The sequence below is a fragment of the Streptomyces graminilatus genome, assembly GCF_001418565.1.
Taxonomy (GTDB): Bacteria; Actinomycetota; Actinomycetes; order Streptomycetales; family Streptomycetaceae; genus Streptomyces; species Streptomyces graminilatus.
This window is the reverse complement of record NZ_LIQQ01000293.1, coordinates 1-18,387: the sequence shown is the minus strand read 5'-3', so window position 1 is coordinate 18,387 and position 18,387 is coordinate 1. Positions and strand designations below refer to the sequence as shown.

Below are 18,387 nucleotides of genomic sequence, written 5' to 3'. Positions count from 1 at the left end.
GCCCTGGAAGGCGGGGCCGTAGGAGAAACCGGCGTTCGCGAACTCGTCGTAGAGGGTGTCGGTCTGGAGCGGTGTGGAGTCTGCGGGCGGCCACTGACCCGCCGCCGCCTCCGGCTGTTCCTCGGCCGGATCGCCGCCGAGTACTCCGTCGGCGTGCGCGGTCCACTCGTCGTCGGCGTCGGCGGTCTCCGGCTGGGAGGCGATGGCGACGGTGCGCCGGCCGTCCGCGCCGGGCTCGCCGACGACCACCTGGATCCGTACGCCGCCCGTGGCGGGCAGGATCAGCGGTGCCTGAAGGACGAGTTCGCCGATCGTCAGCGTGGTGCGCTCGGCGGTGGCGAGGCGGGCGGCGGCGTGCAGGGCGAGCTCGACGAAGGCGGTGCCGGGGACGAGGACGGTGCCGCCCACCGCGTGGTCGGCCAGCCAGGGGTGGGTGTCCACGCCGAGGCGCCCGGTCAGCAGGAGGGTGCCGGTACCGGCGACCGTGACGGCCGCCGCCAACAGCGGGTGTCCGGCGGCGGGCAGTCCGGCCGCGCCGGTGGCCGCCGTGCCCGGCTTGGGGCGCAGCCAGTAGCGGCGCCGCTGGAAGGCGTACGTCGGCAGCGGCACCGTCCGTGCGTCGCGGCCTGCGTAGAAGGCGTCCCAGTCGACCTCGACGCCGTGGGCGTGCAGGCGTCCGAGGGCGGTGAGCAGTGCCCTGGGTTCGGGCTGGTCACGGCGCTGGGCGGCGACGCGGAGCGGCTCGGCGGGGGTGGCGACGGCGTCAGGACCGGCGGCCGTGCCGGTGTCGGCCATCGCGGTGAGGGCGGCGTCCGGTCCCAGTTCGAGCAGGACGGTCGTGCCCGCCTCGCGCAGGGTGACGGTCACGTCGTGGAAGCGGACGGTGTCGCGGACCTGGCGGGCCCAGTAGTCGGGCGATGCCCACTGGTCGTCGGGCTGGAGGGCGCCGGTCACGCTGGAGACGACCGGGACGACCGGCGGGTGGAACTCCAGTTTCCGTACGACGTCACGGAACTCGTCGAGCATGGGTTCCATCAGCGGCGAGTGGAAGGCGTGCGAGACCCGCAGGTTCCGGGTGCGGCGGCCGAGGGCGGTGAAGTGTGCCGCGACCTCCGCGACGGCCGTGGCGGTGCCCGAGGCGACGACGGACCGCTCCGCGTTGACGGCGGCCAGCGCGATGTCGTCCTCCTGCCCCGCGAGCAGCGGGGTCACCTCGTCCTCGGTGGCCTCCAGGGCGACCATCGCGCCCCCGGCGGGCAGCGCCTGCATCAGCCGGCCTCGGGCGGCCACCAGCGCGCAGGCGTCGGGCAGTGACAGCATGCCGGAGACATGGGCGGCGGCGAGTTCGCCGATCGAGTGGCCGGCGAGGTGGCGGGGCCGTACGCCCCAGCTCTCCACCAGCCGGAACAGCGCGACCTCGACCGCGAAGGTCGCCGCCTGGGTGTACTGGGTCTCGTCCAGCAGGGCGGCGGTGTCGGTGCCGGGTGCGGCGGACAGCAGTTCGCGCAGGGGCTGTTCGAGGTGGCCGTCGAGTTCCGCGCACACGGTGTCCAGGGCACGCGCGTAGGCGGGGAACGCCGTGTACAGCTCCTCCCCCATGCCAGGGCGCTGGGCCCCCTGGCCGGTGAAGAGGAAGGCGCAGATCTGGTCGCCGGCCGTACCGGTCAGCAGTCCCGGCGCGGCCTCGGACCGCGCAAGTGCCTTGAGGGCACGGGCCAGTTCGTCGTGGTCGGCGGCGACGACCACGGCGCGCTGTTCGAGGGCGGCCCTGGTGGTGGCGGTGGCCAGGCCGAGGTCCGGCAGGCGCGGGGCGTCGGGTCCGGTGATGTGGTCGTGGAGCTTGGCGGCCTGGGCGCGCAGCGCGTCGTCGTCGCGGGCGGAGAGGAGCACCGGCACGGCCGGCAGCGGGACGGACTCCACGGCCCGCGTGTCCTCGGCGAGCTGTCCGTCGGCCGGACCGGACTCCGCGCTCTGCTCGGACTCCCCTTCCGGCGGGGCCTGTTCGAGGATGATGTGCGCGTTGGTGCCGCTGACTCCGAAGGAGGAGACGGCGGCCCGGCGGGGCCTGCCGTGGTCGGGCCAGTCGCGGGGCTCGTCGAGCAGCCGTACCGCCCCGGCGTTCCAGTCGACCTCGGGGGTCGCCTGGTCGACGTGGAGGGTACGGGGCAGTCGGCCGTGCCGGATCGCCATCACCATCTTGATGACACCGGCGGCGCCCGCCGCGGCCTGGGTGTGGGCCAGGTTGGACTTGACCGAGCCCAGCCACAGCGGTGTGCCGTCGGTCCGTTCCTTGCCGTAGGTGGCCAGCAGGGCCTGGGCCTCGACGGGGTCGCCGAGCCGGGTGCCGGTGCCGTGGGCCTCGACCGCGTCCACGTCGGCGGCGGTGAGGCGGGCGTTGGCCAGCGCCCGGCGGATGACCCGCTGCTGGGAGGGGCCGTTGGGCGCGGTCAGTCCGTTGCTGGCGCCGTCCTGGTTCACGGCGGTGCCCCGGATGACGGCGAGCACCTGATGCCCGTGGCGCCGGGCGTCGGAGAGCCGCTCCACGACCAGCAGGGCGGCGCCCTCGCCCCAGCCGGTGCCGTCGGCGGCGCCCGCGAAGGACTTGCACCGGCCGTCGGCGGCCAGGCCGCCCTGCCGGGAGTTCTCGACGAAGGTGGACGAGGTGGCCATGACGGTGACCCCGCCGGCCAGCGCCAGATCGCACTCCCCCGCCCGCAGGGCCTGCGCCGCGAGATGGAGGGTCACGAGGGAGGACGAGCAGGCGGTGTCCACGGTCACGGCCGGACCCTCGAAGCCGAAGGCGTAGGCGACCCGGCCGGACACCACGCTGCCCGCGACACCGGTGCTGAGGAAGCCGTGGACCTCGTCGGGCATGGTCGACAGCTCGCCCGCGTAGTCGTGGTACATGAGCCCGGCGTAGACGCCGGTGGGGCTGCCGGTCAGCGTGTTGGGGTCGATCCCGGCGTGCTCCAGCGCCTCCCAGGCCACTTCCAGCAGCAGTCGCTGCTGGGGGTCCATGGCGAGCGCCTCGCGGGGGGAGATGCCGAAGAAGCCGGCGTCGAAGTCGGCGGCGTCGTGCAGGAACGCGCCCTCGCGGGCGTGGCTGGTGCCCAGCTGGTCCGGATCGGGGGCGAACAGGGCGTCGAAGTCCCAGCCCCGGTCGTCGGGCATGGCTCCGACGGCGTCCCGGTCCTCGGCCACGAGCCGCCACAGCTCGTCGGGCCCGGTGACTCCACCGGGGAAGCGGCAGCCGATGCCGACGATCGCGACGGGCTCGCTGCCGGCGTCCTCAAGCTGTTTCACCCGCCTGTGCGCCTTGCGCAGATCACCCGTCATACGGCGGATGTAGTCGACGAGCCGTGCTTCGTCCGTCACTGAAAACCCCCGGGGGTCAAAGCCCTGCGGATACCGCCAGGGAACGGGCGACGACCGCCTGGAGCAGGCGTGCCAGGCAGCCCTGGGTACTTTGGACTTCAAGTGAACGAGGTCCCGGCGCATCGCGACACCCCTGACCTGCGCCCGTCCGCATAGGGGTCGGATCAGGGGCCCGCACGGGCCCGCACGACACCCGCCGCCTGTTAGCTTCCGGAAGCAGCCGGCCCCCTACACACCCGGAGACTGATTGTGACCGCGCACAGTGGAGACACGGATCAGTGGATCCGCCGCTACCACCCCGCCCCGGACAGTGAGGTACGTCTGCTGTGCCTCCCGCACGCCGGGGGTTCGGCGAGTTTCTACTTTCCGGTCTCGCAGGCCCTCGCCCCGCGCGTCGAGGTTCTCTCGGTGCAGTATCCGGGGCGCCAGGACCGGCGGCTGGAGCCGTGTGTCGAGAGCATCCCCGAACTCGCCGACCACTTGCTGCCGTTGGTCCTCGACGGGTTCACCGACCGGCCGCTGGCCGTCTTCGGGCACAGCATGGGCGCGTCGCTGGCGTTCGAGCTGGCCGGTCTGCTGGAGCAGGCCGGGGTGGCGCCGGTGATGGTGTTCGCCTCGGGCCGGCGGGCGCCGTCCCGGTTCCGGGTGGAGGAGGACGTGCACACGCGCGGTGACGAGGCCCTGCTCGACGAGATCAAGCGGCTGGCGGGCACCGACACCCGCGTCCTCGGCGACGACGAGGTGCTGCGTATGGTGCTGCCCGCCATCCGCAGCGACTACCGTGCCGCCGAGCTGTACCGCCCGCAGCGGATACGGCGGTTGAGCTGCCCGGTGACGGCCGTGGTGGGCGACAGCGACCCGAAGGCGCCGCTGGACGACGTACGCGCCTGGCAGGAGCACACCACCGGCGAGTTCTCCATGGAGGTGTACCCCGGCGGCCACTTCTACCTCACTGACCAGGCACCCCGGCTGATCCAGCGGATCGCGGACACCCTGAGCGGCGCGGCGGCGGACCGCTGACATGAGCCGGGCACCAAGGCTGCTGGCCGTCAGCGACCTGCACATCTCCTACGAGGAGAACCGCAGGTTCCTGGAGCAGCTCAGCCCCACCTCCGACGAGGACTGGCTGATCGTCGCCGGGGACATCGCCGAGAACAGCACGGACATCGCGTACGCGCTCGGCGTCCTCGCCCGCCGGTTCGCGAAGGTGATCTGGGTCCCCGGCAACCATGAACTGTGGACGACCGACGACGATCCCGTCCAACTGCGCGGCGAGGCACGTTACCGGCACCTTGTCGGCATGTGCCGTTCCCTGGGCGTCGTCACGCCGGAGGACCCCTTTCCGGTGTGGCACGGCTCGGGCGAACCGGTGACCGTGGCGCCGCTGTTCCTGCTCTACGACTACACCTTGGACGACGGTGCACGACGGTGTGCGCTTCGAGGAGGTGTCGATCGGCTACCCCCGCGAATGGCGGCGGCGCGGCCTTCCGCGAGGCGTCCTGCGGGATGTGCTCCCGGCCGGGAGAACTGCGCCCGCCGTGCCGTGAGTCGAGGGCGGGGCGGGGCACGTTCAGCTCGGGCGGGCAGCACGAAGGGCCCGTCCGGTTTACGGACGGGCCCTTCGAATGGAGCGCCGGGCAGGCCTTGCACCTGCATTTCCCCGCAGGAAGCGGGGCGTCTTTCCTTGGACCACCAACGCGAGGCCGGTCAACCGGAGTTGTGGCGACCAGCTCTGGATCAACCTTAACCCATCCGCGCGCCCGGAGTGACCAGCCCCGGCTTGCACACCACCACCACGGCTGTGCTCGGGCCGAGCACAACTACCGTACGGTCAGCACGACTTGCGGCCGGGGGCCGCGCCGACCCAGCGGTGATAGGCGTCCATGTCGACGTTGCTGCCACACACGATGGTGACCGCGTGCCGCCCGGCGAAGCGGTCGGGGTCTTCGAGGATCGCCGCGACACCGAGGGCGGCCGAGGGCTCGACGACCAGACCGGCGTGGTCGAGGAGCATCCGCATACCGGTGATGATCGATGCTTCCTGGACCAGGACGGCATCGTCGGCGGCCAGAAGGAGGTCGTCCAGGACGGCCGGGATCGGACGTCTGCCCGCGACTCCGTCGGCGATGGTGTCGGTCGGGCCGGTGGTGACGACAGTCCGCCTGTGCCACGAGTGGGTCATCGCCGGTGCGCCCAGCGGCTGGACACAGATCACCTCGACTCCGGGTGCCAGGGCCTTGAGCACATGGCCCACACCGGTGGCCAGTGCCCCACCGCCGAGAGCGATCAGGACCGTGTCGAACGACGCCTCCGCCTCCACAAGTTCCAGGCCGATGGTGGCCGCGCCCTCACAGGTCTCGATGTCCAGGCTGTCCTCGACCAGCCGGATGCCCTCGTGCCGCGCGATGGCCGCCGCCCTCTCGCGGGCCGACTCGTGGTCGCCGTCCACCAGCTCCAGCCGGGCGTCCAGCGCGCGGATGCGATCGAGCTTGGCCACGGTCGCGGAGCGGGATGCCACGACGGTCACCTCGATCCCCCGGCCGCGACCGGACCGGGCGAGGGCCAGGCCGAGATTGCCCGCGCTGGCACACACCGCGGCTCGCGCACCGCTGTCGGCGAGCAGGCTCGCGACCACCTCGGTCCCGCGTGCCTTGAAGCTGCGTACCGGGTTGGCCGTTTCGAGTTTGACGCTCACCGCGCACCCGAGTGCGGACTCCAGCGCCTCGCACCGGTACAGCGGAGTACCGAGAAAGACCGGATCGATCAGCCGGCGAGCCGCCCGGATCCGGGCGGTGTCGAGACGCGTCTGCCGCATGACACGGCAGCGTAGCGGCACCGGGTCCGCTCATCGGGTGACCGCAAAAGCCTGGGAGGCGCCCCACGTGGGGCGCCTCCCAGGCTTTTGCGGTCAAGGGCGAGGAAAGCGAAGGGACTTGGGTTCATGGAAAATGAGTGAGAAGGAAGCCCCTTCATGGCCTCGCCAAGAGGAACGCTAGCACTCAGCCAGGGATCAGGTCGCGCAGATTTTCGAGGGTGATGACCCGGGAGTCCGGGTGCAGCCCCTCGGGGCGTTCGAGGCCGATGTATGTCACGGGTTCGCCGGGGACCTGTCCGCCGTCCCACAGGTCCATGTCCACGGCTGTGGTGCCCCCGGACAGCATCAGGTCGATCAGGTATCCGACCGTCAGTTGCTCGCGCTCGACGACGGCGCGCACCACCTTGGCCACCGACACCTGGTTCTCCTCGACCTGGTTGGCCGACGAGATGCCCTTCAGATACAGGTGCAGCCACTTCGCGCGCCACCGGCCGTCGTCCTCGCGCCGGAACACCAGCGGCAGCGCGACCCGGCCCACGCCGCGCAGCTCCGACTTCATCCGCACCGTGCGCGGCTCGAACGGCCGGCCCTTCTGCTCGCCGTCACGCAGCATGAACCCGAAGAACGACTCCTCGACCTCGTCGAAGCCCTCCCCCGCGTAGATGTTGACCTGCGGAGCGATCAACGTGCCGCGCACCCGGTCCAGGGTCAGGTCGATGAACTCCGAGGCACCATCGGGTGCCTCGGTGACATCGCCCGAGTGCCGGCCCCCGACTGTCGTGAGAGACGTGTAGGAAAGCCAGGCGTCGGTGCTGTAGTCGGCGTTGAGGAGCAGCACCGAGAGGTCGTAGTCGGTCCGCCTCGCCGCCTCCTTCCAGTACACGAAGAAACGCAGTCGCTCGCCGTCGACCTGCGATACCGAACCGCGCGGCAGTACGCCGAGCCCGGACGCGGTCGCCCTGCCGCTGAGCGGGAGCGCCACATCGAGGATGTCGGGGTCGATCAGCAGCCGGCCCGGGGTCGGGAGCCGGTGGCGCAGCTCGGCGTCGAGGGCGGCGATCAGGCGGTCGCGGTCCGGGACCGATACGGGCGGCCGGTGGTCGGCCGAGACCCAGGCGCGCCCCCGGCGGTTGACGAAGACGCGGGATTCGCCGGTCTCCCGGTCCCGGTTGTGGAAGTGCTCGCGCACCGAGAGGACGACCCGCCCGGAGACCCCGGGAGCGACCTCCACGGCGGCGGCCAGCACCGCGTCCCGTTCCTCCTGGCCGACGGCGCTGCGCAGCAGGAGGTCCAGGGACCGGAACAGCTTGCCGGGAGCGGACTTCAGCAGCCGCAGCGCACCGGGTACATCGCCCTCGCCGAGCAGCATCTCCACCCGGCTGTCGAACGACCGCGCCTCCTTCTCGCCCCGTGCCACGGCGAACACGTCGGCGGCGTGCGGCCAGCGCGGGTACTCGTGCGGGTGGAGCCGCTCACCGAGTCGTTTGAAGGGTTCGCGGTGGGCGTGCACGTCGGCCAGCTTCGCGGGGTTCGCCGCGACCACGGCGTCGAGGCCCGCGAGCAGCGCGCGACGGGCCGGCCGCCCGAGAGCCCGGAACCGGGTCGGCTCCTGTAGCGTCACGTCGCCGCCGGACAGGGCGCAGGCGAGCCGCAGTACGTCGGTGACGGTGTCGAGCAAGAGGCCGGCGCCGACGGCGAGCCGGGCCTCGTTGACGACCGCGCGGTTCTCCCGGACCGGGATCGCATCCGGCTGGGGGCCGAGCGCGCACTGCCCGGCGAGGATCCTGAGGTCGTTCAGGTGGTCCTCACCCAGTGGCGTCCGGCTCCCGGCCAGGGCCAGGTACAGGTCCGTGAGCTCGTCCTCCAGGTCCCCTCCGAGGTGCAGGACGGTCACCCGGTCGCCCGCCGAGGCGATCAGCTCGTCCTGTGCCGCGAGCAGCTCCTCGTAGGTGTGCTGGTAGCGGCCGTACGCCGGCAGGCTGAGCAGGTCCAGCACCCCGTGCGCCAACTGCGTCAGCACGTTCTCACGGGACCTGTCGTCGCCGAGCGCCTTCACCACGCATCGCGCCCAGAACTCCTCGGTGTCCGGCACGTTCGCCGGGAAGTCGATGAAGTACGAGTTGTGCCGGACGTGGGCGCCCACCATCTCGGTCAGGGTGCGGAGCGTCCGCTTGGCGGTGTGCAGGACCGCGGCCGGGGACAGCCCCGACAGCCGTGCGAACAGCTCCGCCGAGAGTTTGAAGCCCGCGGAGGTCAGCGCCGCGTCGAACTGCCGCGCGGCGGCGGCTCCTTCACCGGCGGAGCCCTGGGGAGAGGGGAGCCGGTAGGTGTGCCGGAGGACCAGCGATTCGAGACTGTGCGCCATGCGGGGATGATCGCAGAGGTGTGCGAACCGGCGCATGGGGGTTTTCGCGCGGACCATCCCCTAAGGGATGACAGCGGGCCATATGGGGGGACATCCCGATGGCGGACGGGACCGGCGGCTTGCAGCATTGACTGACATGACGGAGGAACAGTCGATCAAGCACCGGGCCGGGCAAGGGGCCGGGCAGCGGACCAAGCGACGGACCGGGGAACGGATCAAGCGGCGTCGCGGCCCGTGGGCCTCGCTCGCCTGCGCGGCCGTCGCGGCCGTCGCGGCCGTCGCTCTGGCGGCCGCTCTGCCCGGCGACGCCGTCGCGGCAGTGGCGGGACCGCCCATGCGCCCGACCCCGACCCCGACCCCGACCCCAACCCGGCTGAGCCTGCCCGCTCCCACGGGCAGGTACGCGGTCGGCGAAGTGCCCGTGCATCTCGTGGACCGTGCCCGGCCCGATCCCTGGCATTCCAGCCACAACCGTCGTGAGCTGATGGTCAGCGTGTACTACCCGACGACACGTGCGGAGGGCCGCCCGGCCGCGCCGTACATGCTTCCCAAGGCGGCGGCGCACTTCGACTCGGTGACCGCCAACAACTACCTCGGGATGCACCTGCCGACCGGACAGACCGATTGGGCGGCGACCGCCACGCACGTGGTGCGTGGCGCCCCGGTTGCCCACGGGGCCGGGAAACGGCCGGTGCTGATCTATTCACCGGGGCTGGGTGAGCCCCGGACCTGGGGAACCACGCTGGTGGCGGATCTCGCCTCCCGGGGTTATGTCGTGGTCGCCGTCGACAACACCTACGAATCCCCCGAGGTGCAGTTTCCCGACGGCTCGCTCGCCACCATGGTCACGCCGACCGACCCGGACACCTTCATCAGGAAGTCCCTCGCCGTGCGGACGGCTGACACCGGCTTCGTCCTGGACCAGTTGAGCCTGCTCGACGCCGGCCGCAATCCCGATGCGGACGGCAGACGGCTGCCGAACGGCCTCGCGGGGGCGCTCGATCTGTCCAGGGTCGGGATGTTCGGCCACTCGGTGGGCGGCACGGCCACCGCGACGGCCATGGACGCCGACCCGCGCATCAGGGCCGGGATCAACATGGACGGCAACCTCACCAACTACGACGGCACCCTCATGCCGGTGGCCCAACACGGGCTCGCCCGACCGTTCCTGCTCCTGGGCAAGGACGGCACGACCGACACCGGCCCCGGCTGGCAGGCGTTCCGCGCCCACACCCCCGGCTGGACCCGACAGCTCACCCTGCGCGGCTCGGAGCACGCGTCGTTCACGGACGCGGAGGCCCTGCTCCCCCAGCTCGGCCTGCCGCCGGAAACCCAGAGACAGAACCTCGGCACGATCGACCCGGCCACGGCGATCCGCACCAACGAGGCCTATGTGTCCGCCTACTTCGACCACTGGTTGCGCGGCCGAAGCGGCCGACTGCTGGACGGACCGTCAGACCGCTACCCGGCGATGGAGTTCGTCGACTGACGCTCTGGTTCGGGGGGGGAATGGACAGGACGGGACAGGATAGGGAACCTTCCCGGCCCACGGCCCGCACCCCGCGAGCCGGCTCACGCGGATCCGCTCACGGAGGAACCGAAGGAGAAGGAGGCAAGGCGGAAGTCGCCGTGCAGGGTCAGCCGTAGATCGCTGACGCCCTCACCAAGCGCGTCAGTGACGGTGTCGGTGTCGGTTTCGGTGATGTCGGCGGTCACCGTGGTCCAGGTGTAGCGGCTGCCGGTGACCGGTGGAGTCAGCTCGGCCAGGAGCCGGTCGCCGGCCCTGACCTCCAGACGCCCCTCACCCGGACCGCCGCCCTCACCGCTGCCGCCGCCCTCGCGCGCGACCTCCGCCTCGAAGCGAGCGGCACCGGACAGGTCGACGGCACGGAACAGCAGCGTCGCGGGACGAGCCGGATCGGCCGGGGAGACCGCGTCGCCCGCGATACGGGTGGCGTCGACAAGGGTGACGTCCGTGTAGTCGTCGAAGTCGGCGGCCCGGACGCGCCGCCCGACCACCCCGCGGGGTGCGGGGGCCGTCCCGGTCACGGTCAACGGCGCGGTGAGCAGGACGTGTTCGGCGGAGCGGGCGACGAGGACCTCGTAGGCGCCGGGATCCACGGTGAAGGCGTCGGTGGCCACGTCCCAGTGGGCGAGCCGGTCGGCGGGGAGCCGGAAGGCCACCTCGCGGCTCTCCCCCGGCTCCAGGCACACCTTGCGGAAGTCGGCGAGCCTCAGCCGGGGCGCCTCGTACCGCGCGTCCAGGGCACGGACGTAGAGCTGGACCACCTCGGTGCCGGACCGCGCCCCGGTGTTGGACAACGTCACCGTGACGTCGACAGCGCCGTCCTGCGGCACGGTCGGCGTGGACAGCAGCAGGTCGCCGTAGGCGAAGTCGGTGTAGGACAGGCCGTGGCCGAAGGCGTACAGGGGTGCGTCCCGGTGGTACTGGTAGGTCCAGCCCGCCTTGATGACGTCGTAGTCGAGCCGGGGCGGGAGTTCGTCGTCGCCCCGGTACCAGGTCTGCGGCAGCCGGCCCGCCGGGTCGGCGTCGCCGAGCAGTACGGCGGCCACTGCCCGGCCTGTTTCCTGCCCGCCGTGGGAGGTCCACACCACGGCGGGCAGGTGCTCGTTCGCCCAGTCGAGGGCGTAGGGGTAGCTGCTCATGACGACCAGCGCGGTCTCCGGACGGACCTCGGCGACCTCGCGCAGCAGGACCTCCTGGGTGGCGGGCAGTGCGGTGCCCGTACGGTCCTCGGCCTCACGGCCGTTGATGAGCGGGTGGTTGCCGAGGACAACGATCGCGACGTCGGCCGCAGCGGCGGCGCTCCGGGCGTCGGCGGCGCCGTCCCGCAGCAGCTCGCGCCGCCAGCGTTCGGCCGTACGTGGGCTGTCGGCGGTGGCGGTGACCCTGCCGTCCTCGGGGTCGACGACGGCGTAGCGGCCGGTGAAGACATTCCGCAGGAGCACGGTGTCGGCATCGGCATCGGCATCGGCATCGGCATCGGCGAAAGGATCTGGTTCCAGGAGGAAGGTCTCGTTGACGAACCAGGTTTTGATCACCTCACGGTCCGCGCCGAGCGAGCCGTCGTCCCTGCGGGTGAGGTAGCGGCCGGTGTCGGCGTCGCGCAGGGTCAGCACCCCGTCGCCCCACTCGGTGACGTCGTACGCGGTGCCGCCGAGCGGTTGGCCAGTGGAGCGGGAGCGCAGGACGATCCGGTCGGCGGCCTCCACGACCACGACATCGCCGGCGGAAGCGGCGGCGCGCAGTCCGGACGCGATACCGACCTGGTAGGGCGGGGTGCCGCTGTACCAGTCCTCGTACAGGGCGTCGGCATGCGGGCCGATGACGGCGATACGCGGTGTCCGGTCCGCCCGGAGGGGCAGCAGGCCGTCGTTCTTGAGCAGTACCACCGACTCGGTCGCGGCGCGCAGGGCCAGGGCGCGATGCTCGGCACAGTCGATCACCTCCGGGCCGATACCGGCGTACGGGTCGAGGTCCGGGTCGAACTCGCCGAGCCGGAAGCGGAGTTGGAGGTGGCGTCGGGCCGCGCGGTCGATGTCCGCCTCGTCGATCAGACCGCGCTCCAGGGCTTCGCGCAGTCGGCCGGCCACGATCGAGCCGTCCTCGTTCAGGTCGGTGAAACTGTCTATGCCGGCCACCAGCGCCGCGCCGTGGCCCTCGGCGTGGTCGTCGAAGTAGTGCTCGTGGTCGACCAGGTTGGCAGGCGCCTGGGCGTCGCTGACGACGAACAGTTCGTGCCCGGTCGGTTCGGCCCAGCTCCGCAGTTCGTCCAGGAGCGGACTGACGTGGCAGGGGCGGCCGTTGACCAGGTTGTACGCGGCCATGGCACCGGTCGCCGCGCCCGACGCGACGACCGGGCGGAAGGCTGCCGTGTCGTACTCGCGCAGGACGCGGGGGCGCAGGCCGGACGAGGTGACGGAGCGGTCGTCCTCGTTGTTGTAGGCGAGGAAGTGCTTGAGTACCCCGGCCGCGCGCAGATACGTGGGGTGGTCGCCGGCCAGGCCTCGGCAGTAGGCGGTGCCGAGCCGGGCGGTGTGCGTCGGGTCCTCGGAGTAGCCCTCCTCGTTGCGGCCCCAGCGCGGGTCGCGCAGCAGATTCACCACGGGGGCCCACGCATGGAGGCTGTTGGCGCCGATGCCGTTCGCCGTCGGGCGGTGGCGGTGGAAGGCGCGCAGTTCGACGGAGACGGCCTCGGCGACCTCGCGGACCAGATCCTCGTCCCAGGTCGCGCCCAGCCCGACGGCCTGCGGGAAGACGGTCGCCACGCCGAGCCCGGACACACCGTGGAGCGCCTCCGTGCCGGTGCGGAACGCGGCGACACCGAGGCGCTCCACGGCCGGCGCGAACTGGTGCAGCAGGGCGATCCGCTCGTCGAGCGTGAGCCGGGCCAGCAGATCGTCGACCCGCTTGTCGACCGGCAGCGCCGGATCGCGGAACGGCAGGCGCCCGACGGCGGGCTGGGACGGAGAACCCACGAGACGGACCCCTAAGCAGGCTGGGTGCGAACAGTTGGAGCGATGATCAGTTGAAGCGCTTCGACGCTGCCACCAGCCCCTACTGGCTGTCAATAACAAGAAGCCAGGAAAGTTTCATGGAGTTCATCCAATTGTTTCGCAGGAAACAAGTCATTAACGTCACGGACAAGTGAAGCGCTTCGACAGGACTTGTACACGACTCGACCCGACCACGAGGCGCTCGGCCAACAGAAGAGGATCAAAGATGACGGGAACGCAACGCCCCACCCGGCGCCGCGGTCGTGGCCCCGGCCGTCTGTTCGGCCTCCTCCTGGCGCTGGTCGCCGCGATCGGGCTGACCGGCACCACCGCCCTCGCCCTGCCGAGTCACCAGGACACGTCCCGCGCCCGGCTGCCGCTCCCCGCGCTCGCCGCCGCCCCGATGGACACGGTGGCCGCGATGCAGCCGAGCTGGAATCTGGGCAACAGCCTCGACGCCATCCCCGACGAGACGTCATGGGGCAACCCACCGACGACGAAGGCCCTGTTCGACACCATCAAGGCGCAGGGCTTCCGGAGTGTCCGGATCCCGGTCACCTGGAGCGGCCACCAGTCCGCCTCCGCCCCCTACACGATCGACGCGGCATGGATGAACCGCGTCAAGCAGGTGGTCGACTGGGCGGTGGCCGACGGGCTGTATGTCGTGCTGAACGTCCATCACGACTCCTGGCAGTGGATCGCGGGCCTGCCCACCGACCACGACAACGTGCTGGCCCGTTTCAAGGCCACCTGGACCCAGATCGCGGCCAAGTTCCGTGACTCCCCGCAGGCGTTGCTCTTCGAGAGCAACAACGAGCCGCAGTTCAACAACACCACCGACGCCCAGGGCAACCAGTACAACGCCGAGCTGAACACCGCGTTCCACTCGGTGGTGCGCCAGTCCGGCGGCAACAACGCGACCCGGCTGCTCGTGCTGCCCACCCTGCACACCAATGCCGGCCAGGACTTCCTGGACATCCTGGCCGCCGGGATGAAGTCGCTGAACGACCCCAATCTGGTGGCCACCGTGCACTACTACGGCTGGTACCCGTTCAGTGTGAACGTCGCGGGCGGCACACGGTTCGACGCGACCGCGCGGCAGGAGATGACCGACACCTTCACCCGGCTCCGCTCCACACTCACCTCGAAGGGGATCCCGGTCTACGTCGGGGAGTTCGGCCTCCTCCAGTACCCCGACCAGAACCACCCCTCGCGCATCGAGCAGGGCGAGGCGCTGAAGTTCTTCGAGCAGCTCGGCCACGAGGCCCGCACGGCCCAGGTGACCACGGCCCTGTGGGACCCCTTCTCCTATCTGAACCGCGGCACGATGCAGTGGCGCGACACGGACCTGATCAACCAGATCAAGTCCAGCTGGACCACCCGCTCCGGAACCGCCTCGTCGGACCGGATCTTCCTGGCGAAGTCGAGTGCGATCACGGCCAGGACACTCACCCTCAACCCGAACGGCGGTTCCTTCCTGGGGCTCTGGCAGGGCAACGACATGCTCGCCCAGGGCCGGGACTACACCGTCTCCGGCGACCAGCTCACCCTCACGACCACCGCTCTCACCCGGCTGGCCGGAAACCGCGCCTACGGTGTCAACGCGACCATCGAAGCCCGCTACAACCAGGGCGTCCCCTGGAAGATCCACGTGACCACGTACGACAGGCCGGTCCTCTCGAACGCGAGCGGCAACACCAACGGGGTCACCGTCCCCACCCAGTTCCGCGGTGATCTGCTGGCGACCATGCAGGCGACGTACGCCGACGGCAGCAACGCCGGGCCGACGGGCTGGACTCCCTACCAGGAGTTCAACGAGGCCTTCTCGCCCGACTACCCGGGCAACGCTCTCCTGCTCACCTCGAAGTTCGTCAACTCCCTGCGGGACAACGCACAGGCGACGCTCGTCTTCCACTTCTGGAGCGGTGCCACCGTGACGTACCGCGTGACGAAGTCCGGAGGTTCGGTGACCGGCACCGTCGGCTGACGGACGTACCAGGCGTCGGTCCCTCGCCCCGGGTGCCCATCTGGCACCCGGGGTTCTCCCGGGCCCGCTCAGGCCTTCGGCGGGGCCGTGCTCTCGCGGACGGTGAGGGTGGTGGCGATCTCCACGCCCGACTGGGGCACGTCCTCGCCCCTGCCCAGGGCCAGGGCGAGTTCGGTGGCGGCCGCCGCCATCTCCGCCAGGGGCTGGTGGACCGTGGTCAGGGGCGGGTCCGCCCAGGCGACGGCCGGCACGTCGTCGAAGCCCACCACGCTCAGGTCCTGCGGGATCCTCAACCCGAGTTCCCGCGCGGCCTGGTAGACGCCCATGGCCTGCATGTCGTTGGCGGTGAAGACGGCGGTGGGCCGGTCGGTCCGGGCGAGCAGCTCGCGAGCCGCCGTACGGCCGTCCTCGCGGGTGAGGAGCGTCTTGACCACCAGGTCGGGCTCCACCGGCAGGCCGGCCTCGGTGAGAGCGGAGGTGTAGCCGGCCAGCCGCGCGAGACAGAACGGATGATCGGGGCCGCTGATCATCGCGATGCGACGGTGGCCCAGCCCTGTCAGGTGCCGGGTCGCGGCCTGACCGCCACGCCAGTTGGTGGCCCCCACGAACGGCACGTCGTCGGGGAGTTCCTCGCTCGGGTCGAAGACGACGAACGGGATGCCCTTCGCCGTCAGTCGGTCGCGCTCCCGCTCCGAGAGCCGCGCCACCGACAGGACGCACTGCGGGCGCCGTTCCACGGTGTCGTCGATGGTCCTGACCGGAGTGTCCTGAAGGCCGAACTCGGAGACCAGAACACCTACCTTGTTCTTCCTGGCCACCCGTTCGACGCCACGGATGATCTCCACGGCCCACATGCTCTCCAGCTCGCGGAAGACCAGCTCCACGAGTTTGCTGCGGTTCTTCGGCGGCTTGCGGTAGCCGTACCGGTGGATCAGCTCCTCGATCCGGGCCCGGGTCTCGTCCGACACCCCCGACCGGCCGTTGAGCACCTTCGACACGGTGGGCACCGAGACGCCGGCGGACTCCGCGATGTACGCGATGGTGACCGCCGACGATTCGTCAGCGCTCGTGCTCCGCCCTTCCGTCCCGTCCGTGGAAGGCGTGTCTGATCGGCTGTCCGGCACGGTGGTCGGCCCCCATCCCCTGGCCCGGTGAAGCGGTCATTCTGACATCCTCACCGCCGGAGCCGCACACTTCACCGCCGCCAGGAGCCAGGATGCCCGACACGGGGAAGTCGAAGGAGGTCACACGTCCGCGCTCCGCTTCGGGGCGAGTTGGCGTTCGAGCCAGTCGGCGGCTGCCCGGCGGAACAGCCGCCTGCTGTCGGCGCGCAGGAAGTCGTGGCCCTCGTCGCGCAGGGCGAGCAGCTCGGCGGGGATCCCGCGTTCCCGTGCCGCCCGTACGAACTGCTCGGACTCCACCGGCGGCACATTGGTGTCGTGTTCGCCGTGAACGGCGAGCAGTGGGACGCGCAGTGCGGCGACGCGGGTCATCGGGGAGAGGGCACGCAGCAGCGCGCGGTCGCGCTCCGGATGGCCGTACTTGTGCACCGCCGACTCCGCGATCCACGGCTCCGTACCGGCGAAGAAGGTCAGCAGGTCGGACATGCCGCAGACGGCGACCCCGGTACGGAAGAGGTCCGGATGCCGGACAAGGGAGGCGAACGTCAGATAGCCGCCGTACGAGCGTCCCATGACCGCCAGCCGGGTCGGGTCGGCGGGACCCGCCGTCACCGCGTGGGCGGTGCAGTCCGCGACGTCGTCGAGGGCGGCGAAGCGGCCGGTGCCGAGGTCCGCGTCGACGAAGGACCTGCCGTGTCCCGAGGAGCCGCGGACGTCGGGGGCGAAGACGTCGAGGCCCCGGCCGAGCAGCTCGTGGTAGAGGGGGCTGAAGACGGGGCGTTCCTGTTCCTCGGGGCCGCCGTGGAGATGGATCACACAGGGGGCCGGCTCGTCCGGGGCACGGCCCGGCGCCCTGTAGTACCAGCCGCTCAGGGGCAGCCCGTCGCGCGCCGACAGCCGCATGGGGACGGGGCGCACGGGCGGGCGGCCCGGTGGTACGGCGTCCGCGTCACGGGACGACCACGGGGTGCGCAGCAGGGACACGCCCTCGTGGGCCCACCACACGCCGGGGCGGCGCTGCGAGCCGGAGAGCGCGAGCAACATCCGGCCCGGCCCGGCCGCCACCACCCGGGTGACGACCTCGTGCGGCAGGGAGACGGGCCTCGCGGGCCCCGCGCTGTCCGGGGCGTGGTCCGCCGGGGAGGTCTCGACCAGTTCGAGTTCGCAGGCGCCCCGCGCGTTCCACACCAGCACGGCGGTACGGCCGTCGTGGGCCAGCGCCAGCAGTTCCAGTTCCTGGTCCGCGCGCTCCGCCACGACCGTCCGCTCGCGCGGCTCGCCGTCGGCGTCGAGAGCGACCGCGAGCAGCGCCGCGTACTCCCGGCCGGTGTCGCTGCGCAGCCAGAGGGTCAGTCCGTCGGGGGAGAACCTGCCGATCCAGGGATCCCCGTCGGCGACCGGCACCGTGCACGTCGTCACCGAGTCCGCGGTGCGCCGTACGACCGCCTCGCGCCGTCCGCGCGGTCCCCGGCGCAGCAGGGCCAGCGTTCCGTCGCGGCTGAGGTCGCACACGCGCAGGGTGGCGGCATGCGTCTCCGTGGCGAGGAGCACCGGGGAGGCCAGACCGTCGGGGTCGATGAGGTACGCCGACAATCCGCCGCCGGGCCGGACGGCGGGCGCCTCCGGGGCCCTGAGGTCGACCGGGGGCGCCGTCCGCTGCCCGGCGTCGTGTTCGGCGCCGCCGCCGAGGAGCGTGGCGCGGCCGTCACGGTCGGCCCAGTCGTTCGCGGGCGGCGCACCGGCGGGATCCAGGTCCGCCGAGGCGTGTCCGGAACGCTCCAGACGCGTGTGGGCGGTCGCGGTGACGGCGACGGCCGACCCGTCGTGCGTCCAGCACCCCAGATAGGCGGAGCTTCCGGGGCCCGCCCCGGCCAGGATGCGGCGGCCGGTGCCGTCGGGCCGGACACACAGCACACGGGTGTGCTCACCGCCGCCCGGCGCGGTCGTGTACGCGATCCAGCGGCCGTCAGGCGACCAGGACACCTCCTTGACGGGATCCGGCGAGGAGTCGAGCAACCGCACCTCGGACCCGTCCACCGGCCCCGCCCACAACTGCGGGACACCGCCCCGGTCACAGATGAAGGCCGCCTCGGTGCCATCGGCGCCCGCGGAGGGATACCAGCAGCCGTGCGCCCGCAGCCGCGTCACGACATCCCGAGGACCACCGGCCTCGGGCAAGGGGACGGAGGCCGGTGGTCCTCGGGAT

At 71.7% G+C, this 18,387-nt stretch carries 10 protein-coding genes; 4 read left to right on the top strand and 6 right to left on the bottom strand.

Translation table 11 applies throughout. The features are described from left to right. On the bottom strand, positions 1–3,375 hold a 3,375-nt coding region (locus AOK08_RS24355), incomplete at its 3' end, for a type I polyketide synthase (RefSeq protein ID WP_241827072.1). 249 nt (positions 3,376–3,624) lie between these two features. Here AOK08_RS24355 and AOK08_RS24350 point away from each other — a divergent pair. Continuing rightward, positions 3,625–4,395: a thioesterase II family protein gene (locus AOK08_RS24350; RefSeq protein WP_055529795.1), complete on the top strand. Its 771-nt coding sequence runs from the start codon at positions 3,625–3,627 to the stop codon at positions 4,393–4,395. Position 4,396: 1 nt separating this feature from the next. Continuing rightward, on the top strand, positions 4,397–5,122 hold the full coding sequence (locus AOK08_RS43605; protein ID WP_338400152.1) for a metallophosphoesterase: 726 nt from the start codon (positions 4,397–4,399) through the stop codon (positions 5,120–5,122). An 84-nt stretch (positions 5,123–5,206) separates the two neighbouring features. Here AOK08_RS43605 and AOK08_RS24345 read toward each other — a convergent pair whose 3' ends face one another. After that, positions 5,207–6,190 (bottom strand): threonine ammonia-lyase, encoded by a 984-nt coding sequence (locus tag AOK08_RS24345; protein WP_055529793.1) that lies wholly within the window; start codon positions 6,188–6,190, stop codon positions 5,207–5,209. Between the two features lie 184 nt (positions 6,191–6,374). Beyond that, on the bottom strand, positions 6,375–8,555 hold the full coding sequence (locus AOK08_RS24340; protein WP_055529802.1) for a TerD family protein: 2,181 nt from the start codon (positions 8,553–8,555) through the stop codon (positions 6,375–6,377). Positions 8,556–8,691: 136 nt separating this feature from the next. On the opposite strand from AOK08_RS24340, the gene AOK08_RS24335 reads away from it, so the two are divergent. Beyond that, entirely contained in the window at positions 8,692–10,044 is a 1,353-nt protein-coding gene (locus AOK08_RS24335) for an alpha/beta hydrolase family protein (protein WP_107101030.1), read from the top strand. Between the two features lie 83 nt (positions 10,045–10,127). Here the strand turns inward: AOK08_RS24335 and AOK08_RS24330 are convergent, their stop codons facing one another. After that, positions 10,128–13,055 carry a glycoside hydrolase family 3 C-terminal domain-containing protein gene (locus AOK08_RS24330; protein WP_055529791.1) on the bottom strand — a complete coding sequence of 976 codons (2,928 nt, stop codon included), beginning with the start codon at positions 13,053–13,055 and terminating at the stop codon, positions 10,128–10,130. Positions 13,056–13,299: 244 nt separating this feature from the next. Here AOK08_RS24330 and AOK08_RS24325 point away from each other — a divergent pair, with 244 nt between their 5' ends. Further along, complete coding sequence (locus tag AOK08_RS24325) at positions 13,300–15,060, top strand: cellulase family glycosylhydrolase (RefSeq protein WP_055529789.1); 1,761 nt, start codon at positions 13,300–13,302, stop codon at positions 15,058–15,060. Between the two features lie 68 nt (positions 15,061–15,128). Here the strand turns inward: AOK08_RS24325 and AOK08_RS24320 are convergent, their stop codons facing one another. Together AOK08_RS24320 and AOK08_RS24315 are read right to left on the bottom strand one after the other, a co-directional pair. Then, complete coding sequence (locus tag AOK08_RS24320) at positions 15,129–16,184, bottom strand: LacI family DNA-binding transcriptional regulator (protein ID WP_055529787.1); 1,056 nt, start codon at positions 16,182–16,184, stop codon at positions 15,129–15,131. Between the two features lie 120 nt (positions 16,185–16,304). Continuing rightward, a partial coding sequence (locus AOK08_RS24315; RefSeq protein WP_055529797.1) for a S9 family peptidase occupies positions 16,305–18,387 on the bottom strand: 2,083 nt, incomplete at its 5' end.